The following is a 25218-nucleotide window of genomic DNA, read 5'->3' as shown; positions in this document are numbered from 1 at the left end:
AGCATGGACCTGTCGACAATCGCACTGACCGCATATGTGCTGGTGTGGCCGGTGATCGTGGCGGGAACGCTCACGGTCATCGTGCGCGCCTTCGTCGCTGAGGCGCGGAAGGCCAAGGCGGAGGGGCGCTCGATCATCTGATCGCAAGGCCGCCGACACCGAGAAGGGCCCGGGATGACATCATCCCGGGCCCTTGTCGGAGCCACCTGTCAGGATCGAACTGACGGCCTTCCCATTACGAGTGGGATGCTCTACCACTGAGCTAAGGTGGCGTGCGCAGCGGACTGCGGCACAAGCAATGATCCTACTACGACGATCGGGCGTGCGCGAAACCGAGCAGGCCCGATAGGCGGATCACTCGCAGCGGAGCCCGTCGTCGGGCACCGTGCCGTCGATGAGGAAGTCCTCGACCGCCGAGTCGACGCAGCTGCTGCCCTTGTTGTATCCCGTGTGCCCCTCGCCCACCCGCGTGACCAGCACGCCGTTCTCGAGCTGCTCGGCGAGCGACTGGGACCACTCGTACGGGGTCGCCGGGTCGTTGGTCGTGCCGACCACGACGATCGGGCCCGACCCGGTCGCCGCGATGGGCTCGCGCACGCCGACCGGTTCGTACGGCCAGACCTCGCAGGGGTCCGGCCCCTGCCAGTAGGGGGCGAACGTCGGCGCGAGCTTCTCGATCTTCGCCATAGCCGCGTCTTCGGCGACCGGGTCGTCTTCGACCGGATAGTCCATGCAGTTGTACGCGCGGAAGGCCTGCGACGAGTTGTCGGCGTAGCCGCCGTCGGGCTCGCGTCCGTTGTAGCTGTCGGCCAGCGCGAACATGCCTGAGGGGTCGCCCTGCAGGGCCGCGGTGAGTCCCTGGGTCAGATACGACCAGCTCTGCTCGCTGTACATCGCGGTGATCACGCCGGTGATCATCGTGTCGACCGTCAGCATCCGCCCGTCGCCGTTCTCGAGTGGGGTGCGCGCGACGGCGGCCAGCAGCGCCTGGAAATCCGCGGTGGCCTCATCGACCGACCCGTTGAACGGGCACTCGGCACCGGCGACGCAGTCGCTGAGATAGGCGCGCAGTGCCGACTCGAATCCGACCGCCTGGGTCGTGCCCACATCGAGGCCGGGCACGGCGGGATCGATGGCGCCGTCGAGCACGAGCCGCTGAGCGCGCTCGGGGAAGAGCTTGGCGTAGGTCGCACCGAGGAACGTGCCGTACGAGTAGCCGAGGTAGTTCAGCGTCTTGTCGCCGAGCACGCCGCGGATCAGATCCATGTCGCGCGCGGAGTTGACCGTCGTGATGTGCGGCAGCAGCCCGTCGCTGTTGGCCTCGCACGCGTCGGCGTACTGCTTGTTGCGTGCGGTGAGCTCGTCTTCCCACTCCGGGGTGCCACGCGGAGCGTCGACCACTCCGTAGTTGTACTCGTCCATCTGCTCGTCATCGAGGCAGGTGACGGCGCTCGAGCGGCCCACTCCGCGCGGATCGAAGCCGATCACGTCGAACCGCTCGATGAGGTCGGCGCCGACCGCGTACTCGAGACTGTCGGCGATGAAGTCGTATCCGCTCGATCCTGGCCCGCCCGGGTTGATCAGCAGCGACCCCTGGAAATCGCCGCTCGCCTGGTGGCGCACGATCTCGAGCGTGAGGTCGCCCGCCTCGAGGTCGTCCCAGTCGCGCGGAGCGGTGATCTCCGCGCAGTCGAACCGCGATCCGCAGGCCTCCCAGCTGATCTTCTGCGAGTAGTACGGCAGCAGGTCGGCCGAGACGCCCGAGGTGTCGGGGTCGCGGGTGATCGAGGTGGGCGCGTCGGGGATCTGCGAGTAGAGGCAGCCCGAGAGCATGACGGATGCGGCGGCGAGAGCGGCCAGCGCGGCAGCGGCTCGGCGCACGGGGCGCGCGGCCCTCGGCAGGCGGAGGGTTCGGAGGTTCACGGGGTCCTTCCGCTGGAGACGGTCACGAGGAGACTCTCGACGGCGAGCAGCGGAGCGACGTTGCGCTCCAGGGATTCGCGGGTGTCGGCGAGGGCATCGAGCACGATGATTGTGCGCTCGACCGGCCACGCCTCGGCTACCCGGTCGAGCTCATCGCGCAGCTCGCGGTTGATGAGCTCGTCGCCGCGGCCGAACTGCAGCATGACGACGTCTCGGTACAGCGACTGCAGATCGGTGAGCACGCGGTCGATGCCGTCGCGCAGGCTGCGGGTCGCTCGCTTGCGCTGATCGTCTTCGAGAGCGCTGATCTGCGCGCGCAGCGCCGGCGGCACGGCCTGGCCCTCGGCGATTCCGACGGTGCGCAGCAGGGCCGCGCGCTCGGCGGCATCGCGCTCGGCGGTCAGCGACTTCGCATCGTCGGTGGCGGCCTGGATGATCGTGCCGGCCACCTCGACGGCGGTGCTCACGCCGCGCACGCCGAGCACCGCACGCAGTGTCTCGTCGCGCCGCCGACGTGCGTCGTCGTCGGTCGCGAGTCGCTGGGCCATGCCGATGTGCCGCTGCGCGTGGCGGGCGGCCTGCTCGGCGACCGCGGCGTCGGCCCCGGTGCGGGCGGCGATCAGTCGCGCCACATCGTCGACATCGGGTTCGCGCAGGCGCAGGGCGCGCACCCGCGAGCGGATCGTGGGCAGCAGGTCTGCTTCGCTGGGCGCGCAGAGCACCCACACCGTCTTCTCGGGCGGCTCTTCGAGAGCCTTGAGCAGCACGTTCGAGGTGCGCTCGACCATGCGATCGGCATCTTCTACGACGATCACCCGGTACCTGCCCGCCGACGGCGCGAAGTACGACCGCTCGACCAGAGCACGCGCCTCGGCGATCGTGATGATGACCTTGTCGGTGCGCAGCGCCGTGACGTCGGGGTGAGTGCGGGCGAGCACCTGACGCATCGTCGCCTCGTCGTCCGGCCCCTCGGCGATCAGTGCGGCGGCGAAGGCGTATGCGAGCGTCGAGCGACCGGATCCGGGCGGGCCGGTGATCAGCCACGCGTGCGAGAGCGATGCCGGATCGGCTGCCGCCTGGCGGAGGGTCTGCACAGCGGCATCCTGACCCCACACGTCCGTCCACGGGAACGGCGCGGTCGCGAGGGCTGTCATGCCCTCAAGCCTAACCGCGGCGCCGACATCGGCCGGCTCGCCTGCGGGGTCAGACGAGCACCGACATGCGCGCCCGGATCAGCACGGCGATGTCGTCGGGATCGAGCGACGCATCGACGACGAGGAATCTCTTCGGCTCGGCTGCGGCCAGCGCCAGGTAGGCAGCGCGCACGCGAGCGTGGAACTCCTCCTTCTCGGCTTCCAGCCGGTCGAACGGCTTGTCGTCGGCGTCCAGCCGACGACGAGCGGCCGAGGGGTCGAGGTCGAGCAGCACGGTCAGGTCGGGCAGCGCCCCGTCTGTCGCCCACAGCGACAGGTCGCGCACCTCGGTCGCATCCAGCACGCGGCCGGCTCCCTGGTACGCGACCGAGGAGTCGAGGTAGCGGTCCTGGATGACGACCTCGCCGCGGGCGAGCGCCGGGCGCACGACCGTGGCGACGTGGTGGGCCCGATCAGCCGCGTACAGCAGGGCTTCGGCTCGGGGTGCGATGTCGCCGCGATGGTGCAGCACGATGTCGCGGATGAGCTGGCCGACCTCGGAGCCGCCCGGTTCGCGCGTGCGCAGCACCGTGCGACCGCGCTGCTGCATCCACTCGGCGAGCAGGCCGGCCTGGGTGGTCTTGCCCGAGCCGTCGCCGCCCTCGAGGGTGATCCACAGGCCGGACCTCTCCGAGGTCACGAGCCTGCCTTCGCCGCGCGCGCCGCGTCGGCCTTCGCGATCGCGTTCGCCTTGCGCGTGGCTGCCGCCTTCTTCGCCGCCTCGGAACGAGCGGCTGCCTTCTCGGCATCCGACGCCGGCGCGGCCTTCTTCGCCGAGGCCTTCTTGACTGGCGACTTCTTGGCTGCGGTCTTCTTCGCCGGAGCCTTCTTCGCCGGAGCCTTCTTCGCGCCGCGCTTGGGGGCTGGGCCCTTGGCGCGCTTGTCGGCGAGCATTTGCACGGCGATCTCGAACGTGATGTCGTCGGGCGTCTGACCGCGCGGGATCGTCACATTCGTCTCGCCGTCGGTGACGTAGGCGCCGAAGCGGCCGTCGCGGATGCGGATCGGCTTTCCGCTCACCGGGTCGGCCTCGAACTCCTTCAGCGCGCTGGATGCCTTGCGCCCGCCGTACTTGGGCTGCGCGTACAGCTCGAGCGCGTTCTCGAGGGTGACGTCGAAGATCTGCGATTCGCTCTCGAGCGAGCGCGAGTCGGTGCCCTTCTTCAGGTACGGCCCGAAGCGGCCGTTCTGCGCCGTGATCTCCTCGCCCGTCGCCGGGTCGGTGCCGACCACGCGCGGCAGGCTGAGCAGCTGCAGCGCGGTGTCGAGGTCGATGGTGTCGACCGACATCGAGCGGAAGAGAGAGGCGGTGCGCGGCTTGGGCGCCGCCTCCTTCTTCGTCTTCTTCTTGGGCTTCTCGACGACCTCGCCCGTCGTCTCGTCGACCGCGTCGTCATCCGACACCGGGTCGTTCTCCTGCACGTACGGACCGAAGCGACCGTCCTTGACGACGATGATCTTGCCGTTATCGGGATTCTCGCCCAGAACACGGTCACCCGCGACGGGCGCGTCGATCAGTTCGCGCGCCTTCTCGGCGGTGAGCTCGTCGGGGGCGAGGTCTTCGGGCACGTTCACGATGCGCGGCTTCGCCTCGGGGTTCGCCGGGTCGACGACCTCGAGGTAGGGGCCGTACTTGCCGAAGCGCAGGGTGGCGTCGTCGGTGATGGGAGTCGAGTTCAGCGCGCGGGCGTCGATCTCGCCGAGGTTGTCGACGACCTGCCGCAGACCCACCTGCTTCTCGGAGCCGTAGTAGAACGACTTCAGCCATTCGACGCGCTTCTGCTCGCCGCGCGCGATCGCGTCGAGGTCGTCTTCGAGCGCCGCCGTGAAGTCGTAGTCGATCAGGTCGGCGAAGTGCTGCTCGAGCAGCCGCACGACGCTGAAGGCCAGCCAGGTGGGCACGAGCGCCTGCCCGCGCTTGGTCGCGTATCCGCGGTCGATGACCGTGCCGATGATGCTGGCGAAGGTCGACGGGCGGCCGATGCCGTGCTCTTCGAGCGCCTTCACCAGCGAGGCCTCGGTGTAGCGCGGCTTGGGGGTCGTGCGGTGGCCCTTCGCGACCGACTCGCTCATGGCCAGCTCATCGCCGACGGCGACGGCGGGCAGAGACTGGTCGGCCGAGCTGTCCTGCGCGTTGCGCTTCTCGTCGCGTCCTTCTTCGTACGCCTCGAGGAACCCCTTGAAGGTGTAGACGGTTCCGGATGCGGTGAACTCGACGCGCTTGCCGTCGGCCTCGGTCTCGAGGGTGACCGTGGTGGTCTCGTACTTGGCGTCCGACATCTGGCTGGCGACGGTGCGCTTCCAGATCAGGTCGTACAGGCGCTGCTCTTCGCGGTCGAGACCGGACGAGACGGATGCCGGGGTGCGGAAGGTCTCGCCGGAGGGGCGGATGGCCTCGTGCGCCTCCTGCGCGTTCTTGCTCTTCGACTTGTACACGCGGGGCTTCAGCGGCACTGCAGAGTCGCCGTACAGCGCGACGGCCTGGCTGCGCGCTGCTTGGATAGCCTGCGTGCTCAGCGCGACCGAGTCGGTGCGCATATAGGTGATGTACCCCTTCTCGTAGAGCCGCTGGGCGACGCTCATCGCCTGCTTGGCGCTCATCGAGAGCTTGCGTCCGGCTTCCTGCTGGAGCGTGGAGGTGGTGAACGGGGCGTAAGGGCTGCGCGTGCCCGGCTTGGCCTCGACCTTGGTGACGGTCGCCGTGCCTGCGGCATCGACCGCGGTCGCGAGCGCCTCGGCATCGGCCTCGGACAGCACGACGACGGCCTTCTTGAGCTTGCCGCCGTCATCGAAGTCGGTTCCGCGGGCCAGCTGCCCGCCGTCGACGCGGACGAGACGAACGCCGAACGCGGCGCCGGCCGACGAGGCCTGCGACTCGACATCCCAGTACTCGGCCGAGACGAACGCCATGCGCTCGCGCTCGCGCTCGACGACCATGCGGGTGGCGGCCGACTGCACGCGACCGGCCGAGAGGCCCGACTTGACCTTGTACCAGAGCACGGGCGAGACGTCCCAGCCGTACAGCCGGTCGAGGATGCGGCGGGTCTCCTGCGCGTCGACGAGGGCGAGGTCGAGCTCGCGCGTGTTGCCGACGGCGGCCTGGATCGCGTCCTTCGTGATCTCGTGGAAGACCATGCGCTTGACCGGGACCTTCGGCTTGAGGGTCTCGAGCAGGTGCCACGCGATGGCCTCGCCCTCGCGGTCTTCATCTGTGGCGAGCAGCACTTCGTCGGCGCTCTTGAGCGCGCGACGCAGCTCGGCGACCGTCTTGGTCTTGCGATCGGACACCACGTAGTAGGGGTCGAAGTCGTTCTCGACGTCGATGGAGTACCTGCCGTACGCCTTCTTGTCGTCGGCGGGGATGTCCTTCTTGTCGGCGAGGTCGCGGATGTGACCGACCGAGCTGAGCACCTGGTACCCGTCGCCGAGGTATCCCTGGATCGACCGCATCTTCGTCGGGGACTCGACGATGACGAGCTTCTTGCCTTCTGCCAAGGGGCGTCCTTTCTTCGAAGCACACCATACACACCGCCATCCAGGCGTGCGCCGAGAGATCCGCAGACGGGTTCGCTGCGAAAGACGCGCAGGGCGGTGCGAGGGTGTCGCGCGTCTACCTGTTCGGGGGTCCCGCTCGGGCACGGGCGACGGCGACCAGTCCAGAGTACGCCGATCTGACCTCGACCGTCGCCGTGAGACCGTCGAGGGCGCAGGCCACGACCTCTGATCCGGATGCCCGTGCCACCCGCGCAGCCGACGCACAGGCGTCCTCTCCCGTGGCGATCGCCCCCGACGCGACGTCGGCTGCGGCCAGCGCCGCGGCGTCGGCCGCCCCGGCGGCTCGCTGCGCGGTGACGGCTACGCCGCCGACTGCGGCGAGGCCGAGCGAGAGGGTCGCCGCCACGGCGACGACTCCTGCGGCGAGCGCGGTTCCGCTCATCGCACTCCTCCTTCCTCTCCGTCGCGACGAGCCGTCGCGGCGCTCACAGTCCGCCGGCCAGTGCGCAGCTCGATGCGCGCAACGGCACGGAGACCAGTCGTCCGATCCGCATGTCGAGCGATGCGGTCACGCACACGAGGTCGCCCGCTGTGCTGGATGCCGATGACGCGCCGTCGACGGCATCCCGAACCGCTCCGGCCGCCCGAGCCGGGCTCTCGCCTCGCCCGAGCAGCCGGGCGGAGTCCGCCGCCGCATCCTGCAGCGACACCTGGATGGCTGCGGCGGACAGCGCGCCCACACCCAGGGCGATCGCCACGAGCGCCGCCGGGAGTGCGACCGCGAGCTCGGCGGCGACCGACCCGCGGTCGTCGCCGAGCCGCCAGCGCCGGCGAGCTGTCGCCCACGCTCGTCGGCGCATCAGGCGACCGTGAGTGCCCGTCGGACGAGGTCGGTGAGGATGCCGCGCACCTCGTCTGAGCGCATGATCACGACCAGCAGCCCTGCGAAGGCGACAGCCGCCATCGTCGTGATCGCGTACTCCGCGGTCGCGGCTCCGGTCTCGTCGGTGAACAGCTCGGCGGCACGGCGCCGCGTGAGCTCGGGCAGCGGTTCGATCGTCGGTGCGATCATGGTGTTCCTCTTTCTCTCGGTGCGGGACGACGGTCGCCCCGCTCTCGTGCAGGTGGTCGCGGGTCATTCAGATCGGCAGCGGCGTCGAGGCGAGCACGCTGAGCATGAGCGGTGCGACGCCGAGCAGCAGGAAGGCGGGAAGGGTGCAGGCGCCGAGCGGAAGAAGCAGCTTCGACGACAGGCGGGCCGCTCGCACCCGGCCCTGCACGCGAGCCTCGTGCCGCTGCTGAGCCGCAGAGGCGCGCAGCAGCTCGCCCGCAGGCACGCCCGCTGATCGCGAGAGCTCGAGCACGGCGTCGGTGCCGTCGCGATCGTCGGGCAGCCGGGCCGGGCTGTGCTCGACGAGACGAAGCGCACGAGGGATTCCCACGCCCCCGGCGAGCGCCACCGCGACGAGCTCGGCGTGCATCCCCGGTGTGCCCGGCCGGGGCTGCGCCGCCCGCACCATGCGCGCCGTCCACCACCTCGCGGCCAGCACGAGACCGACGCCGAGCACCAGGCAGGCGATGCCGAGCGGATGCGTCACCAGCACGCCGAGGGTGTCGAACCCGAGAGCGAATCCCAGCAGCAGACCGGCGAACGGCAGCCACAGCAGCAGCCGTGCCGTGCCGGTGGGCTCGGCGAGAGCGATGCGCACGTCGTCGGCGGCAGCGGCCGCATCCTGAAGCGATTCGGCCAGCGACCGCAGCACCACGGCGAGCGGCGCACCGACCGTCGTCGCGATCTCCCACGCAGCGGCGACGTCCGACCATGCACCGCCCTCGGCATCTATCGCGCCGGCCAGCTCCGATCCGGCATCCATCCGAGCCGCGATCCGCCCGGCGACCGGGTCGCCGGTGTCGGCGAGGTGCCTCCACGCCGTGAGCGGCCGCGCCCCGGCCTGCAGCAGCACCGCGAGGGTGCGCACGGCGGCCGCAGCCCGCTGAGGGTCGTCGGAATCGAGGCGCCCGTTTCGCCGCCTCACCACGGTCGCACCTCCTCGACTCCGAGCCGATCGTCGACGAGCAGGAACCGGCCGGCGTGCGCGATGCGCCGCTGTCCGTCAGACCCGCGCTCGAGATGCAGCACGATCGTGAAGGCGCTGACCACCTGCCGCGCCAGCGCCGTGGCATCCATCCCCGCGAGCGCGCCCAGCGCCTCCATCCGGGCGGGCACGTCGGACAGCCCGCTGGCGTGCAGGGTGCCGGCCCCGCCGTCGTGGCCGGTGTTCAGCGCGGTCAGCAGCTCGCGCACCTCTTCACCCCGGCACTCCCCGACCACGAGGCGATCCGGCCGCATGCGCAGCGACTCGCGCACCAGCATCGCGAGCGTGATGCGCCCGGCCCCCTCGAGATTCGCCTGGCGGGCCTCGAGTGAGACGTGGTGCGGATGCCGGGGGCGGAGCTCGGCGACGTCCTCGATGGTCACGATGCGCTCCCCCTCGCCGACCTGCGCGAGCAGAGCCGCGAGCAGGGTGGTCTTGCCGGTTCCTGTCCCGCCGGTGATCAGCACGTTCGCGCGGTCGCGCACCAGCCGTTCCAGCCAGATCCGCTGGGCGTCGCTGAAGGTGCCAGACGCGGCGAGCGCGGCGAGATCGGCCCCGAGAACACGGGGCACGCGCACCGACAGCGCGGTGCCGGTCACCGACACCGGCGCGAGCACCGCGTGCACCCGGATGCCCGAGTCGAGCCGCACATCCACGCAGGGAGACTGGTCGTCGAGATGCCGGCCTCCCGCGGCGACCAGCGCGACCGCGAGGTCGCGCACCTCGCGCTCTGATGCCCGCCACCCGGGCACCCTCTCGGCGCCGTCGCCGCGGTCGACGTAGAGCCCGCCCGTGCCGTTGACGAAGATGTCGGTGACGCTCTCGTCGCGCACGTGCTCGGCGAGAGCGCCGAAGGCGGGATCGACCGCCATGACGGGCTCGGCGCCGTCGACGATGCGGGCGGCTGCATGGCGTGGCCTGAGGATGAACGGTTCGGGCATGCGACGACGCTAGGCCGGTCGCCCGACGCCGCCGCACCCGCATCCCGACCGATGTGGACAACCGAGGGAACGTGCGTTCTGTGCAGATCGAGATCCGGCCCCGCAGACGAAGAGGCGGCACCTCACGGGGGGAATGAGGTGCCGCCGACGCGCAGCCCGCAAATGGGGGGTGGCGGGCGCGCGGAAAGCCGTATTCGAATCGGCTGAGGCCAGTGTATTCACCGTCATGCGTCCGCGCCAAACCCACCGCACTACCGACTTTCGACAGTAGGCTTCGGTATCTGACCGGGCTAGATTCACCGTGTCACGGTCGTGTCCCTGCACGATCCCCCGACCGCGCAAAGGAGCGAGTGCATGAGCAGCCAGATCGACCACCTTCTCGACGAGGCCCGCAGCTTCCCGCCGTCAGAGGAGTTCGTCGCTCAGTCGATCGACGATCCGGCCCTCTACGAGCGTGCAGCCGCAGACCGTGAGGGATTCTGGGGCGAACAGGCTCGCGAGAGCGTGCACTGGCACAAGCCCTTCACACGGACTCTCGACTGGTCGAACCCGCCGTTCGCGAAGTGGTTCGACGACGGCGAGCTGAACGTCGCCTACAACTGCCTCGACAGGCACGTCGAAGCCGGCAACGGCGACCGCGTCGCCATCCTCTGGGAGGGCGAGCCCGGCGACGAGCGCCGCATCACCTACGCCGAGCTCACCGACGAGGTCAAGCGCGCGGCCAACGTGCTGCAGGACCTCGGCGTCGGCCGGGGCGACCGTGTCGCGATCTACCTGCCGATGATCCCCGAAGCCGTCATCTCGATGCTGGCCGTCGCGCGACTGGGTGCGATCCACTCCGTGGTGTTCGGCGGCTTCAGCGCCGACAGCCTGCGCTCGCGCATCGACGACGCCGGAGCGAAGCTCGTGATCACCGCCGACGGCGGCTACCGCAAGGGCAAGGTCTCGGCGCTCAAGCCCGCCGTCGACCAGGCGCTCAGCGACCGCAACGGCGAGGGCGAGCAGCAGACCGTCGAGCACGTGCTCGTCGTCAAGCGCGGCGAGAACGAGGTCGACTGGAACGACGAGCGCGACATCTGGTGGCACGACGTCGTGCCTCAGGCGTCGAATGACCACGAGGCCGAGGCCTTCCCGGCCGAGAACCCGCTGTTCATCCTGTACACCTCGGGTACGACCGGCAAGCCGAAGGGCATCCTGCACACGTCCGGTGGCTACCTCGTGCAGGCCGCGTACACGCACAAGTACGTCTTCGACCTGCATCCCGAGACCGACGTCTTCTGGTGCACCGCCGACATCGGCTGGGTCACCGGGCACAGCTACGTCGCCTACGGCCCGCTCGCCAACGGCGCCACGCAGGTGCTCTTCGAGGGCACCCCCGACTCCCCGCACCCCGGGCGCTGGTGGGAGATCATCGAGAAGTACGGCGTGACGATCTTCTACACCGCGCCCACCGCGATCCGGTCGTTCATGAAGCTCGGACGCCAGATCCCGCAGAAGTTCGACCTGTCGAGCCTGCGCCTGCTGGGGTCTGTGGGCGAGCCCATCAACCCCGAGGCATGGATGTGGTACCGCGAGGTGATCGGCGCCGGGAAGACCCCGATCGTCGACACCTGGTGGCAGACCGAGACCGGCGCGATCATGGTCTCGCCCCTCCCCGGCATCACCGCCACGAAGCCCGGCTCGGCGCAGGTGCCCATCCCCGGCATCACGATCGACGTCACCGACGACGACGGGAACGTGGTCGGCAACGGCAACGGCGGCCTGCTCGTGATCACCGAGCCGTGGCCGTCGATGCTGCGCGGCATCTGGGGCGATCCCGAGCGCTTCAAGGAGACCTACTGGGAGAAGTTCCAGGAGCAGGGCTACTACTTCGCCGGCGACGGCGCCCGCCTCGACGAGGACGGCGACCTCTGGCTGCTCGGCCGTGTCGACGACGTGATGAACGTCTCCGGTCACCGTCTGTCGACCACCGAGATCGAGTCGTCGCTCGTGGCTCACGAGGCCACCGCCGAGGCCGCCGTCGTCGGCGCGTCGGACGAGACCACGGGCCAGGCCGTCGTCGCCTTCGTGATCATCAAGCAGAGCTATCTCGACGAGCACTCCCCCGAGGGACTGGTGACCCAGCTGCGCTCGTGGGTCGGTGAGCAGATCGGGCCGATCGCGCGCCCCCGCGACGTGTACATCGTGAACGAGCTGCCCAAGACGCGCTCCGGCAAGATCATGCGCCGGCTGCTGCGCGACGTCGCCGAGGGCCGTGAGGTCGGCGACACCACGACCCTGGCCGACACCATGGTGATGAGCACGATCACCAGCCAGGTCAAGTAGCCCCCCCGCACACGACAGCGGCCCCTCCGATTCCGGTCGGAGGGGCCGCTTCTGCGTGAGTCGTCAGGCGAGGATGAACGTGACCTCGACCTCGACGGGGGTGTCGAGCGGGAGGCTGGCGACGCCGACCGCTGCGCGTGCATGTTTGCCCGCGTCGCCGAAGATCTCACCGAGAACCTCGCTGGCGCCGTTGATCACGACCGGCTGACCGGTGAAGGCCGGATCGGAGGCCACGAAGCCGCCCACCCGGAGCACGCCGGCGATACGGTCCACGCCGCCGGCCGCCTGCGCGGCGGCTGCGAGCGCGTTCAGGGCGCACGTGCGGGCGTAGCCCTGGGCATCCGCCGCCTCGATCTCTGCGCCGACCTTGCCGGTGGCCGGGAGAGCGCCGTCGACGAACGGAAGCTGCCCGGAGGTGTAGACGAGACCGCCGTGCACCACGGCCGGGACGTAGGCCGCGACGGGGGCGGCGACGGCGGGAAGCTCGATGCCGAGCTCCTCGAGACGGGCTGCGATGCTCACTGCTGCGCTCCTTCATCGAACTGGCGGGATGCCTGTGCCGCGGCTGCGAGGCCGGCGTTGGCCGTCGCGTCCTGCGTCACCGGACGCTTCAGGTAGGCCACGAGGCCGCCCTCAGGGCCCTGGACGACCTGCACGAGCTCCCAGCCCTGCTTGCCCCAGTTGTTGAGGATCGCCGCCGTGTTGTGGATCAGCAGCGGCGTGGTCAGATACTCCCACGTGGTCATGGCACTCCTGTGCGTCGGCGACGGACGGCACCGGATGCCGTGCGTCGAGGCTCTTATTCAGGGAACTCCCTTAACATCAAGCGTATGCCTCAAACGAAACGCACGCTGAAGGGTGTGCTCGGCGGTCTGCTGGGCCTGGTGGGTCTCAGCGCAGTCGCCGGAGTCCTGGTGACCGCAGCCGTCACGCCCGCCATCGCGGTCGCCGGAGTGACGGGATCGCAGGCGCTCACGATCTTCGACAACCTTCCGAACAGCCTGACGCCCGGCGCTCCGATGGAGCCGACGACGATCTACGCCAACGGCGCCGACGGCAAGCCGTTCCAGCTCGCGAAGTTCTACGACCAGAACCGCGTGCCGGTGTCGTTCGACCAGGTGTCGCCGCTGCTGTACGACGCGATCCTCTCGAGTGAAGACAAGAGCTTCTACGAGCACGGCGGCGTCAACCTCGGCGCGACCGTGAAGGCGGTCGTCGACAACGTGCGGGGCACGTCGTCGCGAGGCGCGTCGACCATCAGCCAGCAGTTCGTCAAGAACGTGCTGATCCAGGAGTGCGAGTGGGACGTCAAGCCCACCCTCAAGAACGGCGAGGCGAACCCCGAGTACGCCGACCAGCTGCAGGCATGCTGGACCGAGGCGACCGAGGCCAAGGGCGCCGACGGCATCGAGCGCAAGCTGCAGGAGATGCGCTACGCGGTCCAGATCGAGAAGGACTTCTCGAAGAACGACATCCTGCTCGGCTACCTCAACGTCGCGAACTTCGGCGGTCAGACCTACGGCATCGAGGCCGCGGCGAACCGCTACTTCGGAACGACCGCGAAGAACCTGACGCTCGGGCAGGCCGCCACTCTCGCCGGTATCGTGCAGAACCCGAACCGGTTCCGCATCGATCGCGCGGAGGGCACCAACTCCAAGGCCGACGGCTACGCCGACACCAAGGTGCGCCGCAACTACGTTCTGAACCGCATGCTCGAGAACGGGCAGATCACCGAGGCCCAGTACAAGGAGGCCTCGGAGGCGCCGATCGTCGCGAACATCAAGTCGACCGCTCAGGGATGCTCGGCGGCGGGAACTCAGGCCTACTACTGCCAGTACGTGCGCGCGGTGATCGAGAACGACGAGGCGTTCGGCAAGACCCAGAGCGAGCGCCAGGAGACGCTGCGCCGCGGCGGCCTGAAGATCTACACCGCCCTCGACATGCGCATCCAGCAGCCGGGCGTCGACGCCATGCGCGAGCTCGCGCCGACCTTCGTCCCCGAGGCGACCTTCGCCGCGAGCGGGGTCACGATCGAGGCGACCACCGGACGCGTTCTCGCGATCGTGCAGAACACGACCTTCAACGAGACCTCGAAGGCCGCCGCCGGCGAGACCAGCCTCGTGTACGCCGCGGACCAGGATCACAACGGCTCCGGCGGCTTCGGCCCCGGTTCGTCGTACAAGCTGTTCACCCTGCTCGACTGGCTCGAGAAGGGGCACTCGGTGAATGAGAACCTCAACGGCGCCGTGCGCAACGGCGGCTCCTACAAGCTCACGACGTGCGGCAAGCAGTCGACGGTCGCGGCCAAGAACGCCGGTGGCAACTACAAGAAGAACCGCGGCTTCGCGGGCACTCCCATGACCTTCACCGCTCAGTCGCTGAACACGGGCTACTACGCCATGGCCGAGAAGCTCGACCTCTGCGACATCAACAAGATGGCCGAGCGACTCGGCGTGCACGAGGGCGACATGGGGTCGGTGACCTCCAGCAACGGCCTCTTCGAGTCGACGCTCGGTTCCAAGTCGATCGCCCCGCTGCAGATGGCCAGCGCATACGCGACCGTCGCCAACCAGGGCAAGTTCTGCCAGCCGCGGGTCATCGACAAGGTGGTGAACTCCGCCGGCGAGGAGATGCCCGTGCCGAAGTCGACGTGCACCCAGGTGATCTCCCCCGAGGTGGCGGCGACTGCTGCGCACGCTCTGCAGGGCGTCATGAGCGCGACGGGACGCGATGCCCGTCTGGGCGACGGCGTGCCGCTGATCGGAAAGACGGGAACCAACGAGTCGACGGGCACCGCGATGGCGACCGCCTCGACGAAGACCGCCACGTTCATCTTCTCGGGCTTCGACAAGGACATGACGGCCGACTCGATCCCCTTCGAGAAGCGCAAGAGGATCGAGCGCACCTACGGGCCGAGCGGCATGCAGCTCAGCCAGATCCGCTTCCCCCTCTCCCGCGCCATGCAGGGTGCGGCGAACGCGGTGTACGGCGGCGACCGGTTCCCCGATCCCGACCGTGACCTCACGCGCCGGGTGATGAAGGAACTGCCGGACGTCGTCGGCAAGTCGATCGACGAGGCGACGGGCATCCTGCGGGAGGCCGGTTTCTCGGTGCAGGTGGGCGATCCCGTCGACAGCGAGATCGGCGAGGGTCTGGTCGCCGAGCAGGACCCGGGCCCCGGGCGCGTGCCGGCGGGCGCGACAGTCACCCTCCGCCCCAGCAGCGGCAAGAAGCCCGGCGACGCAGAGCCCGAGGCGGAAGGCACCGTGCCGAATGTCACCGGCGCGAAGTACAACCAGGCGAAGGCCGCACTCGAGAAGCTCGGCTTCGGCGTCTCCGAAGACGGCTGCAGCGGCGGATCCAAGGTCACTGGACAGGATCCTGCTGCCGACACGAAGGCGCCCGCAGGCACCGAGGTCGCCCTCAGCTGCGGAGACGACGGTTGACCCAGCGCCAGGCCGCGCATCCGGCCCTCATCGCGCTCGGCGCGGTGGGGGCCGTCGGCGTCGGCGCCGCGGTCTGGGGAGTGGGCATCGAGCGCCAGCTGTTCACGGTGCGCGAGGCCACCGCGGCGGCCCTCGCACCTGGCAGCTCCTCTCTGCGGGTGCTGCACATCTCCGACGCCCACATGGCCCCGTGGCAGCACCGCAAACAGCGCTGGCTCGCGTCGCTTGCGGCACTCGAACCAGACCTCGTGGTGAACACGGGCGACAATCTGGGGCATCGCGACGGGCTCGCGGGCATCCGCCGCGCCCTCGCCCCCTTCGCAGGGATACCAGGCGTCTTCGTGCACGGCTCGAACGACGTGCACGCGCCGTCGGCTCGAAACCCGCTGAAGTACTTCCGCGGACCGTCCCAGACTCCGCCCGAGGGCGGCCCCGGCGGGCTGGACACGCAGGCGATGGATGCCTTCTTCACCGACGAGCTCGGCTGGCGCAGTCTCAACAACACGGCCTTCCGCACGGCCGTCCGCGGCAACGATCTGGAGTTCATCGGCGTCGACGATCCGCACCGCGGGTGGGATGATTTCGACACGCTGCGAGCGGACATCTCCTCCCTCGGGGCGACGCGCATGAAGTCGACACGGATCGCGGTCGCGCACGCCCCGTACCGGCGGGTGCTCGACGACTTCATCGGCCTCGGAGCCGATGCCCTGTTCGCCGGTCACACGCACGGCGGGCAGGTGTGCCTGCCCGGCTTCGGGGCGCTGGTCGCGAACTGCGACATCCCTCTGAAGCAGGCGAAGGGCCTGAGCACCTGGTCGCACGGCGGTCGCACGGTGCCGCTGAACGTGAGCGCGGGCTGCGGTCATTCCATCTATGCGCCGGTGCGCTTCGCCTGCCGGCCGGAGGCCACCCTGCTCACGCTCACGGCACGCACCGCCTGACGCGCCCGGCGATCGCCCGCGATTCGTCGTAGCGAGTTCGGGCATGTAGACTTGAACGGTTGCAATCACGGGGTGTGGCGCAGCTTGGTAGCGCGCTTCGTTCGGGACGAAGAGGCCGCAGGTTCAAATCCTGTCACCCCGACAGCATCTGAGAGAGGGGCAGATCCGCCGACGCGGATCTGCCCCTCTTCTCGTACGGCCGACGGCATCTGAGCCGGGCCTCTCCGCATGGCCCGCCTGCTTCTGACCGGCCGGCGCACGGCGGGCGACGCCCAGCCCTCCCCCAGACCGCCCGTCTACGCTCGTCGCGAGGACTCCATGACCACATCCCCGATCACCCGCCCCAGAACCCGACGCTCGTCGGCGCCGGTTCTCGCGTTCGCCGCGGTGCTCGGTCTGCCGTATGTGATCGGCATCCTCGTGCTGACCCTCACGCCCCGCGGCTTCCAGAGCCGCATGCCGCAGGTGCTCGACCTCGTGCTCGGCTTCGCCCACGGCACTCTGGGCTGGCACTGGCTCGGCTTCACGAAGCTCGAGCTGGTCGCCAACGTTCTGGTGTTCGTGCCGATCGGGGTGCTCGCGTTCCTGCTGCTTCGCACCCGGCCGATCATCCTCGCGCTGCTCGTCGGGCCCGTGCTGTCCTTCGGCGTCGAACTGGTGCAGGCGACCCTGCTGCCCCATCGTGTGGCCTCGCTGGTCGATGTGGCCGCGAACTCGCTCGGGGCTACGGCAGGGGTCGTCCTGGCGTGGTCGGTGGCGACGCTCGCACGTGCTCTCAGCCGACGGCAATAAGCTGAAGACATCATGACGCATCCTCGCCTGGTCGCCTTCGACCTCGACGACACCCTCGCGCCCTCGAAGGGCGAGATCGACGACCGCATCGCCGGCCTGCTGCACGAGCTGCTGCGCCGGGTCGACGTGGCGATCATCTCCGGCGGCAACGAGCAGCAGTTCCGCACCCAGGTGATCGCACGTCTCACCGACATCGGCGCCGCCGAGCAGTCGCGCCTGCACCTGCTGCCCACGTGCGGCACGCGCTATCTGCGCCACGACGGCGAGGCCTTCGCCACCGTGTACGCCCACGATCTCAGCGACGACGAGAAGTCGGCGGCCATCGCCGCGCTGCGGGAAGAGGCCGAGCGTCTGGGCCTCTGGGAGCCCGAGCCGTGGGGCGACATCCTCGAGGATCGCGGTTCGCAGATCACCTTCTCGGCTCTCGGCCAGCGCGCACCCCGCGACGCGAAGCACGCATGGGACCCCACCGGCGCCCGCCGCGAAGCGCTGCGCGATGCGGTCGCTCCTCGCCTTCCCGGCCTGGAGGTGCGCTCCGGGGGATCGACGTCGATCGACATCACCCGCGCCGGTATCGACAAGGCGTACGGCATGCAGAAGCTGGTCGAGCACACGGGCATCGGGCTCGACGAGATGCTGTTCTACGGCGACCGTCTCGATGAGGGCGGCAACGACTACCCCGTGCGGGCGATCGGCGTGCTCTCGGTGGCGGTGGAGGGCTGGCAGGACACCGCCGACAAGCTGGATGCCCTGATCGCCACCCTTCCCGCACCGATCGCGCGCTGAGCCCGCACGGCGCGGTCAGCGCCGTCAGCGCGGCATCGGCGCGAGTCGCGTCAGCTGCGTGACATGCCCCGGCGTGAGCTCGTCGAGCGTCGAGACGCCGAGCAGGCGCATGGTCCGCTCGATCTCGCCGCGCAGGATCGCGATCGTGCGGTCGACTCCCTGTCGCCCGCCGGCCATCAGCCCGTACAGATAGGCGCGGCCGATGAGCGTGAAGTCGGCACCGAGGGCGATCGAGGCGACGATGTCGGCGCCGTTCATGATCCCGGTGTCGATCATCACCGTGAAGTCGTCGCCGACCGCCTTGCGCACATCCGGCAGCAGGTGGAACGGGATCGGCGCGCGATCGAGCTGCCGTCCGCCATGGTTCGACAGCACGATGCCGTCGACTCCCGCGTCGCGCAGGCGCAGCGAGTCCTCGACGGTCTGCACTCCCTTGATCACGATGCGGCCCGGCCACAGATCCCGGATCACCGCGAGGTCGTCGTAGCTGATGGTGGGGTCCATCGCGGCATCCAGCAGCTCCCCCACCGTGCCTCCGGTCGCACTCAGCGACGCGAACTCGAGCTTGGGCGTGGTGAGGAAGTCATACCACCACCACGGCCGCGGGATGGCGTTGACGATCGTCCCGAGCGTCAGCTGCGGCGGGATGCTGAAGCCGTTGCGCTTGTCGCGCAGGCGCGCCCCCGCCACCGGGGTGTCGACCGTGAAATGCAGGGTGTCGAAGCCGGCGGCTGCCGCGCGACGGGTCAGCTCGTACGAGATCTCCCGGTCGCGCATCACGTACAGCTGGAACCAGTTGCGACCGTCGGGATTGGCATCCCGAACCGCCTCGATCGAGGTCGTGCCGAGCGTCGAGAGAGTGAAGGGGATGCCGGCTGCCCCGGCGGCGCCCGCACCCGCCACCTCGCCCTCGGTCTGCATCAGTCGCGTGAACCCGGTCGGGGCGATGCCGAACGGCAGCGCCGAGCGCTCCCCGAGGATCTCGATGCTCGTGTCGACGTCGGGGGCGGGCTTGAGGATGCCGGGGTGGAACTCGACGTCCTGGAAGGCCTGCCGCGCGCGTGTGAGCGAGAGCTCGCCTTCGGCCGCGCCGTCGGTGTAGTCGAACGCGGCCTTCGGAGTGCGGCGCTTGGCGATCAGCCGCAGGTCGTCGATCGTGAGCGCGGCCTCGAGCCGGCGCTTGCGCGCGTTCAGCTCGGGCTTCTTGAACTTCATCAGCTCGAGCAGCTCGACGGGGTTGGGAAGCTGGCGGGTGACCATCAGCGCGTCCTCTCGGTCAGTCGGCGCCGGGCACGAGCCCGGCGGCGGTGTAGTAGCCGGTGATGTGGGAGTTCACGAGCGTCTTGGCCTTCGACACGTCGCCCTGTTCGATCGCGGCGACGATGGCACGGTGCTCGGCGCGCAGGCGGGACGCCATGGCATCCCACCGCGCGATCCGCGCCGCGCCTTCGACGACGTACGACTCGATGGCGGTGCGAAGGCCCGCCATCGTCGCGGTGATGACGGTGTTGCCCGCCGCCTCGGCGAGGGCGTAGTGCAGCGAGGCGTCGAGCGCGAGGAACTCGCCGGAGGTGAGCGTGTCGGCGTCCATCGCGTCGAGCACGGAGTGCACCACGGTGAGGTCGCGCTGCGGGTCGGCGCTCAGCGCGGCCACGACGGCGTCCTCCAGCACGAGGCGCGTCTGCACGACATCCGTCAGCGGGAAGCCCTGAGCGGCGACCTGCAGGCGCAGCAGGGCTGCCATCCCGCCTGACGGCGCGGCGATCACGATCGCGCCCGCCTGGGGGCCGGAGCCGGTGGAGGTGCGGATCAAACCCATCACCTCGAGCACGCGCAGCGCCTCGCGGACGCTCGAGCGGCCGACGCCGAGATCGGCCGACAGGTCGCGCTCCGACGGCAGCCGATCACCCGGACCGAGAGCGCCGCTGAGCAGGTCGTTCTCGATCCGCTCGAGAACCGTGCGCCAGGCGCGGCCCGGCGCGACTGGTTCCGCCATTCGTCCTCCTGTGGTCAGACCACAGGCTACGCCCTGTGGTCAGACCACGCAAGCGGACGGTCGCGCGCTCAGTCGAGGGCTCCGCCGGACTCCTCGAGATAGCAGTTGCCGCACAGCGACTCGTACGTCACCTCGGCGCCGTCGATCGCGACCTGATCGCCGGAGAACACGAATCGGCCGTCGACGAGCCGGCCGTTGAAGACGGCCTTGCGGCCGCATCGGCAGATCGTCTTCAGCTCTTCGAGCGAGTGCGCGATGGCGAGCAGCCGGGCCGACCCCGGAAAGGCGTGGGTGCGGAAGTCGTTGCGGATGCCGTAGGCCATCACCGGGATGCCCTCGAGCACCGCGATGCGGAACAGGTCGTCGATCTGCTCGGTCGTGAGGAACTGCGCCTCGTCGACGAGCAGGCAGGCGACGTCGCGCGGCTCGGCCGGCAGCAGCTCGTCGGCCGCCTCGGAGCGCACCCGGGCGCGTTCACGCAGGAACAGCTCCCGCGCGTCGTCGTCGGGCCCGATGAGGAAGTCGACCTCGCGGGTCATGCCGAGCCGGCTCTCGATCTGAGAGGCGCCCTTCGTGTCGATCGCGGGCTTGGCCAGCAGCACCCGCTGCCCGCGCTCCTCGTAGTTGTACGCGGCCTGCAGCAGTGCGGTGGACTTGCCCGAGTTCATCGCGCCGTAGCGGAAGTAGAGCTTCGCCACGGTCGCGCGATCAGGCCGTGAGCGAGAGGACGGATGCCGTCGCGCTCATCGACTTCTCAGCGGAATCCGCGTCGTCGTTGAGTCGTCGGCCCATCGTCGGGATGAGGTCCTTGAGCTTCGGCTCCCAGCCCGCGTACTGCTCGGGGAAGCAGCGCTTGAGCAGGCCGAGCATGATCGGCACGGCCGTCGACGCACCGGGCGACGCACCGAGCAGGCCGGCGATCGTGCCGTCTTCTGCGGCCACGACCTCGGTGCCGAACTGCAGCACCCCGCCCTTCTCGGGATCCTTCTTCATGACCTGCGCGCGCTGACCGGCCTGGATGAGCGTCCAGTCCTCGTCCTTCGCGGTGGGAACGAAGGTGCGCAGGTTGTCGACCTTCTTGCGGTGGCCCTTCACGAGCTCGCTCAGCAGGTAGGTGATGAGGTCGGGATTCGCGAAGGCGACCCGCAGCATGGGCCACAGGTTGTGCGGGCGCACCTGCGTGACGATGTCGAGCAGCGAGCCGTGCTTCAGGAACTTCGGGCTGAACGTCGCGAACGGCCCGAACATCAGCGACGTCTCGCCCTCGACCACGCGGGTGTCGAGGTGCGGCACCGACATCGGCGGTGCGCCGACGGCCGCCTGCGAGTACACCTTGGCCTGGTGCTGCGCGACGACCTCGGGGTTCGTGGTCTTCAGGAACTGTCCGCCGATCGGGAAGACGCCGTAGCCCTTGATCTCGGGGATGCCGCTGTTCTGCAGCAGCTTGAGCGCCCAGCCACCCGCACCCACGAAGACGAACCGCGCCTTGACCTGCCCGGGGGTGCGTCCGATGACGTGGCGGTACTTGACGAGCCAGCTGCCGTCGCCCTGACGCTTGAGGCTGCGCACCTCGTGGTCGGTGCGCACCTGCACGCCGGACGAGGCCAGGTGGTCGAAGAGCTGGTGCGTCAGCGCACCGAAGTCGACATCGGTGCCCGACGGCACGCGGGTCGCGGCGAACGGCTCGCCCTTGCGACGCTTCTGCATGAGCAGCGGAGCCCACTTGTTGATGACGCGGGAGTCCTCGCTGTACTCGATGCCCTCGAACAGCGGCTGCTTCTTCAGCACCTCGTACCGCGCCTTCAGGAACGCGACGTCCTTCTCACCGCGCACGAAGGTCATGTGCGGAACCGAGTTGATGAAGGTCGACGGCCCGTCGAGCACGCCGCGCTCGACGAGGGACGACCAGAACTCCCGGCTCTGCTGGAACTGCTCGTTGATCGAGATCGCCTTCGCGGGATCGAGCGAGCCGTCCTTGCCCTGCGGCATGTAGTTCAGCTCGCACAGCGCAGCGTGACCGGTTCCGGCGTTGTTCCACGGGTTGGAGCTCTCTTCGGCGACGTCGCCGAGTCGCTCGTAGGCGACGATCTTCCAGTCCGGCTGCAGCTCGTGCAGCAGGGTACCCAGCGTGGCGGACATGATGCCCCCACCGATCAGAACGACATCGACGGTTTCGGTCACCAGAACAGTCTAGTCGTCCGCAACCGTGCGGATTTCCGCCTGACGGAGCGCTGCGCGGGGCACTCGGCCCCGCGCAGCGAGGGTCAGACGCCGGCCGGCGTCAGGCGCTTCGTGAGCTCTTCCGCGATCTGCACGGCGTTCAGCGCGGCGCCCTTGCGCAGGTTGTCGTTGCTGATGAACAGCACCAGGCCCTTGCCCTCGGGAGCGGACTGATCGGCGCGGATGCGTCCGACGTAGCTGGGGTCGCTGCCGGCGGCCTGCAGCGGCGTCGGCACCTCTTCGAGGGCCACGCCAGGAGCGGATGCCAGCACCTCACGCGCGCGCTCGGGAGTGATGTCGTTCGCGAACTCGGCGTGGATCGACAGCGAATGGCCGGTGAAGACCGGCACACGCACGCAGGTGCCCGCGACCCGCAGGTCGGGCAGGCCGAGGATCTTGCGGCTCTCGTTGCGGAGCTTCTTCTCTTCGTCGGTCTCGTTGTCGCCGTCGTCGACGATCGAGCCGGCGAGCGGGATGACGTCGAACGCGATGGGCGCGACGTACTTCTCGGGCTGCGGGAAGTCGACGGCTGATCCGTCGTGCACGAGGCGAAGCGTGTCACCCTGGGCGAGCACGCCCTCGACCTGCCCGAGCAGCTCCTGCGCGCCGGCGAGACCGGATCCCGACACGGCCTGGTAGGTGCTGACGATGAGGCGCTCGAGGCCCGCATCTGCGTGCAGCGCCTTCAGCACCGGCATGGCGGCCATGGTGGTGCAGTTCGGGTTGGCGATGATGCCCTTGGGACGCTCGTCCATGGCATCCGGATTCACCTCGCTGACCACCAGCGGCACTTCGGGGTCCATGCGCCACGCGCTCGAGTTGTCGACGACCACGGCGCCGGCCTCGGCGAACTTCGGCGCGTACGCGCGGCTGGCCGTCGCTCCTGCCGAGAACAGCGCGATGTCGATGCCGGAGGCGTCGGCCGTCTCGACGTCCTCGACGATGACGTCGACCCCGCCGAAGTCGATGGCGGTACCCGCGGAGCGGGCCGAGGCGAACAGCCGCAGCTCGCGCACGGGGAACGAGCGCTCGGCGAGGATGTCGCGCATCACGGTGCCGACCTGGCCGGTCGCGCCGACGATGGCGATCGAGAATCCGGATTCGGAGATACGGGTCATGGGGGATCCTTGGCGTGGAGACGATGCGCCAGGCTCAGCCCCAGGGTGCGGACGCTGCGCCTGGCACCGATGTCAGGGTTGCCGTGAGTCTACCCGCTCGCGACGACGCCCAGGCCGGCCGTTTCAGCCTGCGGAGGGCGGGGCGATGTACGTGTGGAACGGAGCTCGCGACGCGATGCGCTCGTAGAGTCGCTGCGCGTCCACGTTCGACTCGGAGGTGATCCAGCGCACCTCCGCGAGACCCTCGTCGGCGGCGATCCGCTGCAGCCGCGCGATCAGCGCCGAGCCGACCCCCGCGCCTCGCGCATCCGGAGAGGTGAACAGGTCGTCGAGGAAGATCGCCGTCGCGCCGCGCGACGGACGCGCGAAGCGCCGCCAGTGCGCGATGCCGATCGGGATGCCGTCGCGCACCGCGACCAGGCCCTGCAGCTCGTGCGCAGGATCGCCCAGCCATTCCCAGACGGTCTCGACGACCGCTGGGTCGGCGTCGAGCCGATAGAAGGCGCGGTATGCGGCGAAAAGCTCACCCCACGCGTCGCGGTCGGCCGGCTGCACCGCGCGGATGGTCGGCGGGTGCACGGTGTCCGGATTCCGCATCATGCGCCTGGCGATCAGCGACCGGTGCCTGCGTGCACGACCGCCTCGATCTCGCTGTCGAGACCGTAGGCGCTGTGCACGGTGCGCGCCGCCTCGGCGAGGTCGTCGCCGCGCAGCACCACCGAGATGCGGATCTCGGAGGTCGAGATCATCTCGATGTTGATGCCGCCCGCGCTGAGCGCCTCGAAGAGGATCGCCGAGACGCCGGAGTGCGTGCGCATGCCCGCGCCGACCACCGACAGCTTGCCGATCTGGTCGTCGTGCAGCAGGCTCTCGAAGCCGACCTCGCCCTGCTCGGCCGCGAGCGCCTTGAGCGTCGCCGGGGCGTCGGCCTTAGGCAGCGTGAACGAGATGTCGGTGCGGCCCGTCGATGCCGCCGACACGTTCTGCACGATCATGTCGACGTTCGCGCCGGCCTTCGAGACGATCTTGAAGATCTCGGCTGCCTTGCCAGGCACGTCGGGCACGCCGGCGACGGTGATCTTGGCCTGGCTGAGGTCGGTGGCGACTCCGGCGACGATCGGTTCTTCCATGACTTCTCCCTCGGTGGCGCGCGGGTTCTTCATTCCCTCGCCGAGAACGTAGGTGCCCTCGGACGACGAGAACGTCGAGCGGGCGTGGATGAGCACGCCGTGACGGCGGGCGTACTCGACGGCGCGGATGTACAGCACCTTCGCGCCGTTGGCGGCGAGCTCGAGCATCTCCTCGCTGGAGACGTGGTCGAGCTTGCGAGCGCGCGGGATGACCCGCGGATCGGCCGTGAAGATGCCGTCGACGTCGCTGTAGATCTCGCAGACGTCGGCGTTGAGCGCCGCGGCGAGCGCGACGGCCGTGGTGTCGGAGCCGCCGCGGCCGAGCGTGGTGATGTCGCGGGTGTCGCGGTTGAAGCCCTGGAAGCCGGCGACGATGACGATCGCGCCCTCGTCGAGGGCCTCGCGCAGACGCACGGGCGTGACATCGACGATGCGCGCCGAGCCGTGCTGCGAGTCGGTGATCATGCCCGCCTGGCTGCCGGTGAACGACCTGGCCTCGAAGCCCATCGAGTGGATCGCCATCGCCAGCAGGGCCATCGAGATGCGCTCACCGCTCGAGAGCAGCATGTCGAGCTCGCGCGGGGCGGGGATCGGCGCGACCTCGTTCGCGAGGTCGAGCAGCTCGTCGGTCGTGTCGCCCATCGCGCTCACCGCGACCACGACGTCGTGGCCGGCACGACGGGTGTCGACGATGCGCTTGGCGACGCGCTTGATGCTCTCTGCGTCGGCGACGGACGAACCGCCGTACTTCTGCACGATCAGGGCCACGATCACTCCCGGGGACGATGGGCGGATCCGCCCACGCACATTCTACGG

General features: G+C 69.5%; 24 protein-coding genes and 2 tRNA genes. 7 read left to right on the top strand and 19 right to left on the bottom strand.

The annotated features are described in order from the left end of the window. Window positions 1-3: 3 nt before the first annotated feature. Window positions 4-141, top strand: coding sequence for a putative transporter small subunit (locus tag AB0N59_RS07615; RefSeq protein WP_182256928.1), 138 nt, complete (start codon window positions 4-6; stop codon window positions 139-141). A gap of 59 nt (window positions 142-200) precedes the next feature. On the opposite strand, the gene AB0N59_RS07610 is transcribed toward AB0N59_RS07615, so the two are convergent. The 10 genes from AB0N59_RS07610 to AB0N59_RS07565 form a co-directional block, all read right to left on the bottom strand. Next, window positions 201-272: transfer RNA gene (locus tag AB0N59_RS07610), tRNA-Thr, on the bottom strand. A gap of 82 nt (window positions 273-354) precedes the next feature. Next, on the bottom strand, window positions 355-1833 hold the full coding sequence (locus AB0N59_RS07605) for an alpha/beta hydrolase (protein WP_363481247.1): 1479 nt from the start codon (window positions 1831-1833) through the stop codon (window positions 355-357). A gap of 86 nt (window positions 1834-1919) precedes the next feature. After that, on the bottom strand, window positions 1920-3077 hold the full coding sequence (locus AB0N59_RS07600) for a DNA polymerase III subunit delta' (RefSeq protein ID WP_363480942.1): 1158 nt from the start codon (window positions 3075-3077) through the stop codon (window positions 1920-1922). Window positions 3078-3126: 49 nt separating this feature from the next. Then, a complete protein-coding gene (gene tmk / locus AB0N59_RS07595) occupies window positions 3127-3756 on the bottom strand; it encodes a dTMP kinase (RefSeq protein ID WP_363480939.1) in 630 nt (209 codons plus the stop codon). Beyond that, complete coding sequence (topA, locus tag AB0N59_RS07590) at window positions 3753-6611, bottom strand: type I DNA topoisomerase (protein WP_363480936.1); 2859 nt, start codon at window positions 6609-6611, stop codon at window positions 3753-3755. Before topA ends, tmk begins: the two co-directional genes overlap by 4 nt. Window positions 6612-6726: 115 nt before the next feature. After that, the gene (locus AB0N59_RS07585) at window positions 6727-7053 is read right to left on the bottom strand and encodes an Rv3654c family TadE-like protein (protein ID WP_363480933.1); all 327 of its coding nucleotides are present in this window, start codon (window positions 7051-7053) and stop codon (window positions 6727-6729) included. 43 nt (window positions 7054-7096) lie between these two features. After that, a complete protein-coding gene (locus tag AB0N59_RS07580; protein WP_363480931.1) occupies window positions 7097-7471 on the bottom strand; it encodes a TadE family type IV pilus minor pilin in 375 nt (124 codons plus the stop codon). Then, window positions 7471-7683 carry a DUF4244 domain-containing protein gene (locus AB0N59_RS07575; protein WP_363480928.1) on the bottom strand — a complete coding sequence of 71 codons (213 nt, stop codon included), beginning with the start codon at window positions 7681-7683 and terminating at the stop codon, window positions 7471-7473. The genes AB0N59_RS07580 and AB0N59_RS07575 overlap by 1 nt, the downstream gene beginning before the upstream one ends. A gap of 67 nt (window positions 7684-7750) precedes the next feature. Beyond that, entirely contained in the window at window positions 7751-8650 is a 900-nt protein-coding gene (locus tag AB0N59_RS07570; RefSeq protein ID WP_363480925.1) for a type II secretion system F family protein, read from the bottom strand. Beyond that, window positions 8644-9648 carry a TadA family conjugal transfer-associated ATPase gene (locus tag AB0N59_RS07565; RefSeq protein WP_363480921.1) on the bottom strand — a complete coding sequence of 335 codons (1005 nt, stop codon included), beginning with the start codon at window positions 9646-9648 and terminating at the stop codon, window positions 8644-8646. The genes AB0N59_RS07570 and AB0N59_RS07565 overlap by 7 nt, the downstream gene beginning before the upstream one ends. Window positions 9649-10002: 354 nt before the next feature. Between AB0N59_RS07565 and acs the strand changes: the two genes are divergently transcribed. After that, on the top strand, window positions 10003-11973 hold the full coding sequence (acs, locus tag AB0N59_RS07560; protein ID WP_363480918.1) for an acetate--CoA ligase: 1971 nt from the start codon (window positions 10003-10005) through the stop codon (window positions 11971-11973). A 63-nt stretch (window positions 11974-12036) separates the two neighbouring features. On the opposite strand, the gene AB0N59_RS07555 is transcribed toward acs, so the two are convergent. Both AB0N59_RS07555 and AB0N59_RS07550 read right to left on the bottom strand, forming a co-directional pair. Continuing rightward, entirely contained in the window at window positions 12037-12495 is a 459-nt protein-coding gene (locus AB0N59_RS07555; RefSeq protein WP_363480916.1) for a RidA family protein, read from the bottom strand. Further along, window positions 12492-12719 (bottom strand): hypothetical protein, encoded by a 228-nt coding sequence (locus tag AB0N59_RS07550; RefSeq protein ID WP_363480913.1) that lies wholly within the window; start codon window positions 12717-12719, stop codon window positions 12492-12494. The genes AB0N59_RS07555 and AB0N59_RS07550 overlap by 4 nt, the downstream gene beginning before the upstream one ends. Window positions 12720-12803: 84 nt before the next feature. Between AB0N59_RS07550 and AB0N59_RS07545 the strand changes: the two genes are divergently transcribed. The 5 genes from AB0N59_RS07545 to AB0N59_RS07525 all read left to right on the top strand — a co-directional run bounded on the left by AB0N59_RS07545 (window position 12804) and on the right by AB0N59_RS07525 (window position 17938). Further along, window positions 12804-15419 (top strand): transglycosylase domain-containing protein, encoded by a 2616-nt coding sequence (locus AB0N59_RS07545; RefSeq protein WP_363480911.1) that lies wholly within the window; start codon window positions 12804-12806, stop codon window positions 15417-15419. Next, window positions 15416-16360 carry a metallophosphoesterase gene (locus tag AB0N59_RS07540; protein ID WP_363480908.1) on the top strand — a complete coding sequence of 315 codons (945 nt, stop codon included), beginning with the start codon at window positions 15416-15418 and terminating at the stop codon, window positions 16358-16360. The genes AB0N59_RS07545 and AB0N59_RS07540 overlap by 4 nt, the downstream gene beginning before the upstream one ends. Before the next feature lie 68 nt (window positions 16361-16428). Next, window positions 16429-16502 (top strand) — tRNA-Pro (locus tag AB0N59_RS07535). 176 nt (window positions 16503-16678) lie between these two features. Then, the gene (locus AB0N59_RS07530; protein ID WP_363480905.1) at window positions 16679-17152 is read left to right on the top strand and encodes a VanZ family protein; all 474 of its coding nucleotides are present in this window, start codon (window positions 16679-16681) and stop codon (window positions 17150-17152) included. Window positions 17153-17164: 12 nt separating this feature from the next. Continuing rightward, on the top strand, window positions 17165-17938 hold the full coding sequence (locus AB0N59_RS07525) for an HAD-IIB family hydrolase (protein ID WP_363480902.1): 774 nt from the start codon (window positions 17165-17167) through the stop codon (window positions 17936-17938). 24 nt (window positions 17939-17962) lie between these two features. Here AB0N59_RS07525 and AB0N59_RS07520 read toward each other — a convergent pair whose 3' ends face one another. From AB0N59_RS07520 to AB0N59_RS07490, 7 genes are all read right to left on the bottom strand, one after another. Continuing rightward, window positions 17963-19198 (bottom strand): alpha-hydroxy acid oxidase, encoded by a 1236-nt coding sequence (locus AB0N59_RS07520; protein ID WP_363480899.1) that lies wholly within the window; start codon window positions 19196-19198, stop codon window positions 17963-17965. A gap of 16 nt (window positions 19199-19214) precedes the next feature. Next, window positions 19215-19934 carry a GntR family transcriptional regulator gene (locus AB0N59_RS07515; RefSeq protein ID WP_363480896.1) on the bottom strand — a complete coding sequence of 240 codons (720 nt, stop codon included), beginning with the start codon at window positions 19932-19934 and terminating at the stop codon, window positions 19215-19217. A 68-nt stretch (window positions 19935-20002) separates the two neighbouring features. Further along, window positions 20003-20632 carry a thymidine kinase gene (locus AB0N59_RS07510; RefSeq protein ID WP_363480893.1) on the bottom strand — a complete coding sequence of 210 codons (630 nt, stop codon included), beginning with the start codon at window positions 20630-20632 and terminating at the stop codon, window positions 20003-20005. Window positions 20633-20642: 10 nt separating this feature from the next. After that, window positions 20643-22115: a malate:quinone oxidoreductase gene (locus AB0N59_RS07505; RefSeq protein ID WP_363480891.1), complete on the bottom strand. Its 1473-nt coding sequence runs from the start codon at window positions 22113-22115 to the stop codon at window positions 20643-20645. A gap of 83 nt (window positions 22116-22198) precedes the next feature. Then, a complete protein-coding gene (locus tag AB0N59_RS07500; RefSeq protein ID WP_363480888.1) occupies window positions 22199-23272 on the bottom strand; it encodes an aspartate-semialdehyde dehydrogenase in 1074 nt (357 codons plus the stop codon). 123 nt (window positions 23273-23395) lie between these two features. Beyond that, the gene (locus AB0N59_RS07495) at window positions 23396-23872 is read right to left on the bottom strand and encodes a GNAT family N-acetyltransferase (protein ID WP_363480885.1); all 477 of its coding nucleotides are present in this window, start codon (window positions 23870-23872) and stop codon (window positions 23396-23398) included. Window positions 23873-23883: 11 nt separating this feature from the next. Next, a complete protein-coding gene (locus tag AB0N59_RS07490) occupies window positions 23884-25170 on the bottom strand; it encodes an aspartate kinase (protein WP_204974381.1) in 1287 nt (428 codons plus the stop codon). Window positions 25171-25218: the final 48 nt, after the last annotated feature.

This window comes from Microbacterium sp. NPDC089321 (assembly GCF_040684935.1).
Lineage (GTDB): Bacteria > Actinomycetota > Actinomycetes > Actinomycetales > Microbacteriaceae > Microbacterium.
The sequence above is the reverse complement of the archived record's forward strand: the minus strand, read 5'-3'. Positions and strand labels throughout refer to the sequence as shown.

Coding starts and splice junctions, on each gene's coding strand:
- AB0N59_RS07615 (WP_182256928.1), top strand. CDS start 4: ATGGACCTGTCGACAATCGCACTGACCGCATATGTGCTGGTGTGGCCG.
- AB0N59_RS07605 (WP_363481247.1), bottom strand. CDS start 1,833: ATGCTCTCGGGCTGCCTCTACTCGCAGATCCCCGACGCGCCCACCTCG.
- AB0N59_RS07600 (WP_363480942.1), bottom strand. CDS start 3,077: ATGACAGCCCTCGCGACCGCGCCGTTCCCGTGGACGGACGTGTGGGGT.
- AB0N59_RS07585 (WP_363480933.1), bottom strand. CDS start 7,053: ATGAGCGGAACCGCGCTCGCCGCAGGAGTCGTCGCCGTGGCGGCGACC.
- AB0N59_RS07580 (WP_363480931.1), bottom strand. CDS start 7,471: ATGCGCCGACGAGCGTGGGCGACAGCTCGCCGGCGCTGGCGGCTCGGC.
- AB0N59_RS07575 (WP_363480928.1), bottom strand. CDS start 7,683: ATGATCGCACCGACGATCGAACCGCTGCCCGAGCTCACGCGGCGCCGT.
- AB0N59_RS07565 (WP_363480921.1), bottom strand. CDS start 9,648: ATGCCCGAACCGTTCATCCTCAGGCCACGCCATGCAGCCGCCCGCATC.
- acs (WP_363480918.1), top strand. CDS start 10,003: ATGAGCAGCCAGATCGACCACCTTCTCGACGAGGCCCGCAGCTTCCCG.
- AB0N59_RS07550 (WP_363480913.1), bottom strand. CDS start 12,719: ATGACCACGTGGGAGTATCTGACCACGCCGCTGCTGATCCACAACACG.
- AB0N59_RS07545 (WP_363480911.1), top strand. CDS start 12,804: ATGCCTCAAACGAAACGCACGCTGAAGGGTGTGCTCGGCGGTCTGCTG.
- AB0N59_RS07530 (WP_363480905.1), top strand. CDS start 16,679: ATGACCACATCCCCGATCACCCGCCCCAGAACCCGACGCTCGTCGGCG.
- AB0N59_RS07525 (WP_363480902.1), top strand. CDS start 17,165: ATGACGCATCCTCGCCTGGTCGCCTTCGACCTCGACGACACCCTCGCG.
- AB0N59_RS07520 (WP_363480899.1), bottom strand. CDS start 19,198: ATGGTCACCCGCCAGCTTCCCAACCCCGTCGAGCTGCTCGAGCTGATG.
- AB0N59_RS07515 (WP_363480896.1), bottom strand. CDS start 19,934: ATGGCGGAACCAGTCGCGCCGGGCCGCGCCTGGCGCACGGTTCTCGAG.
- AB0N59_RS07500 (WP_363480888.1), bottom strand. CDS start 23,272: ATGACCCGTATCTCCGAATCCGGATTCTCGATCGCCATCGTCGGCGCG.
- AB0N59_RS07495 (WP_363480885.1), bottom strand. CDS start 23,872: ATGATGCGGAATCCGGACACCGTGCACCCGCCGACCATCCGCGCGGTG.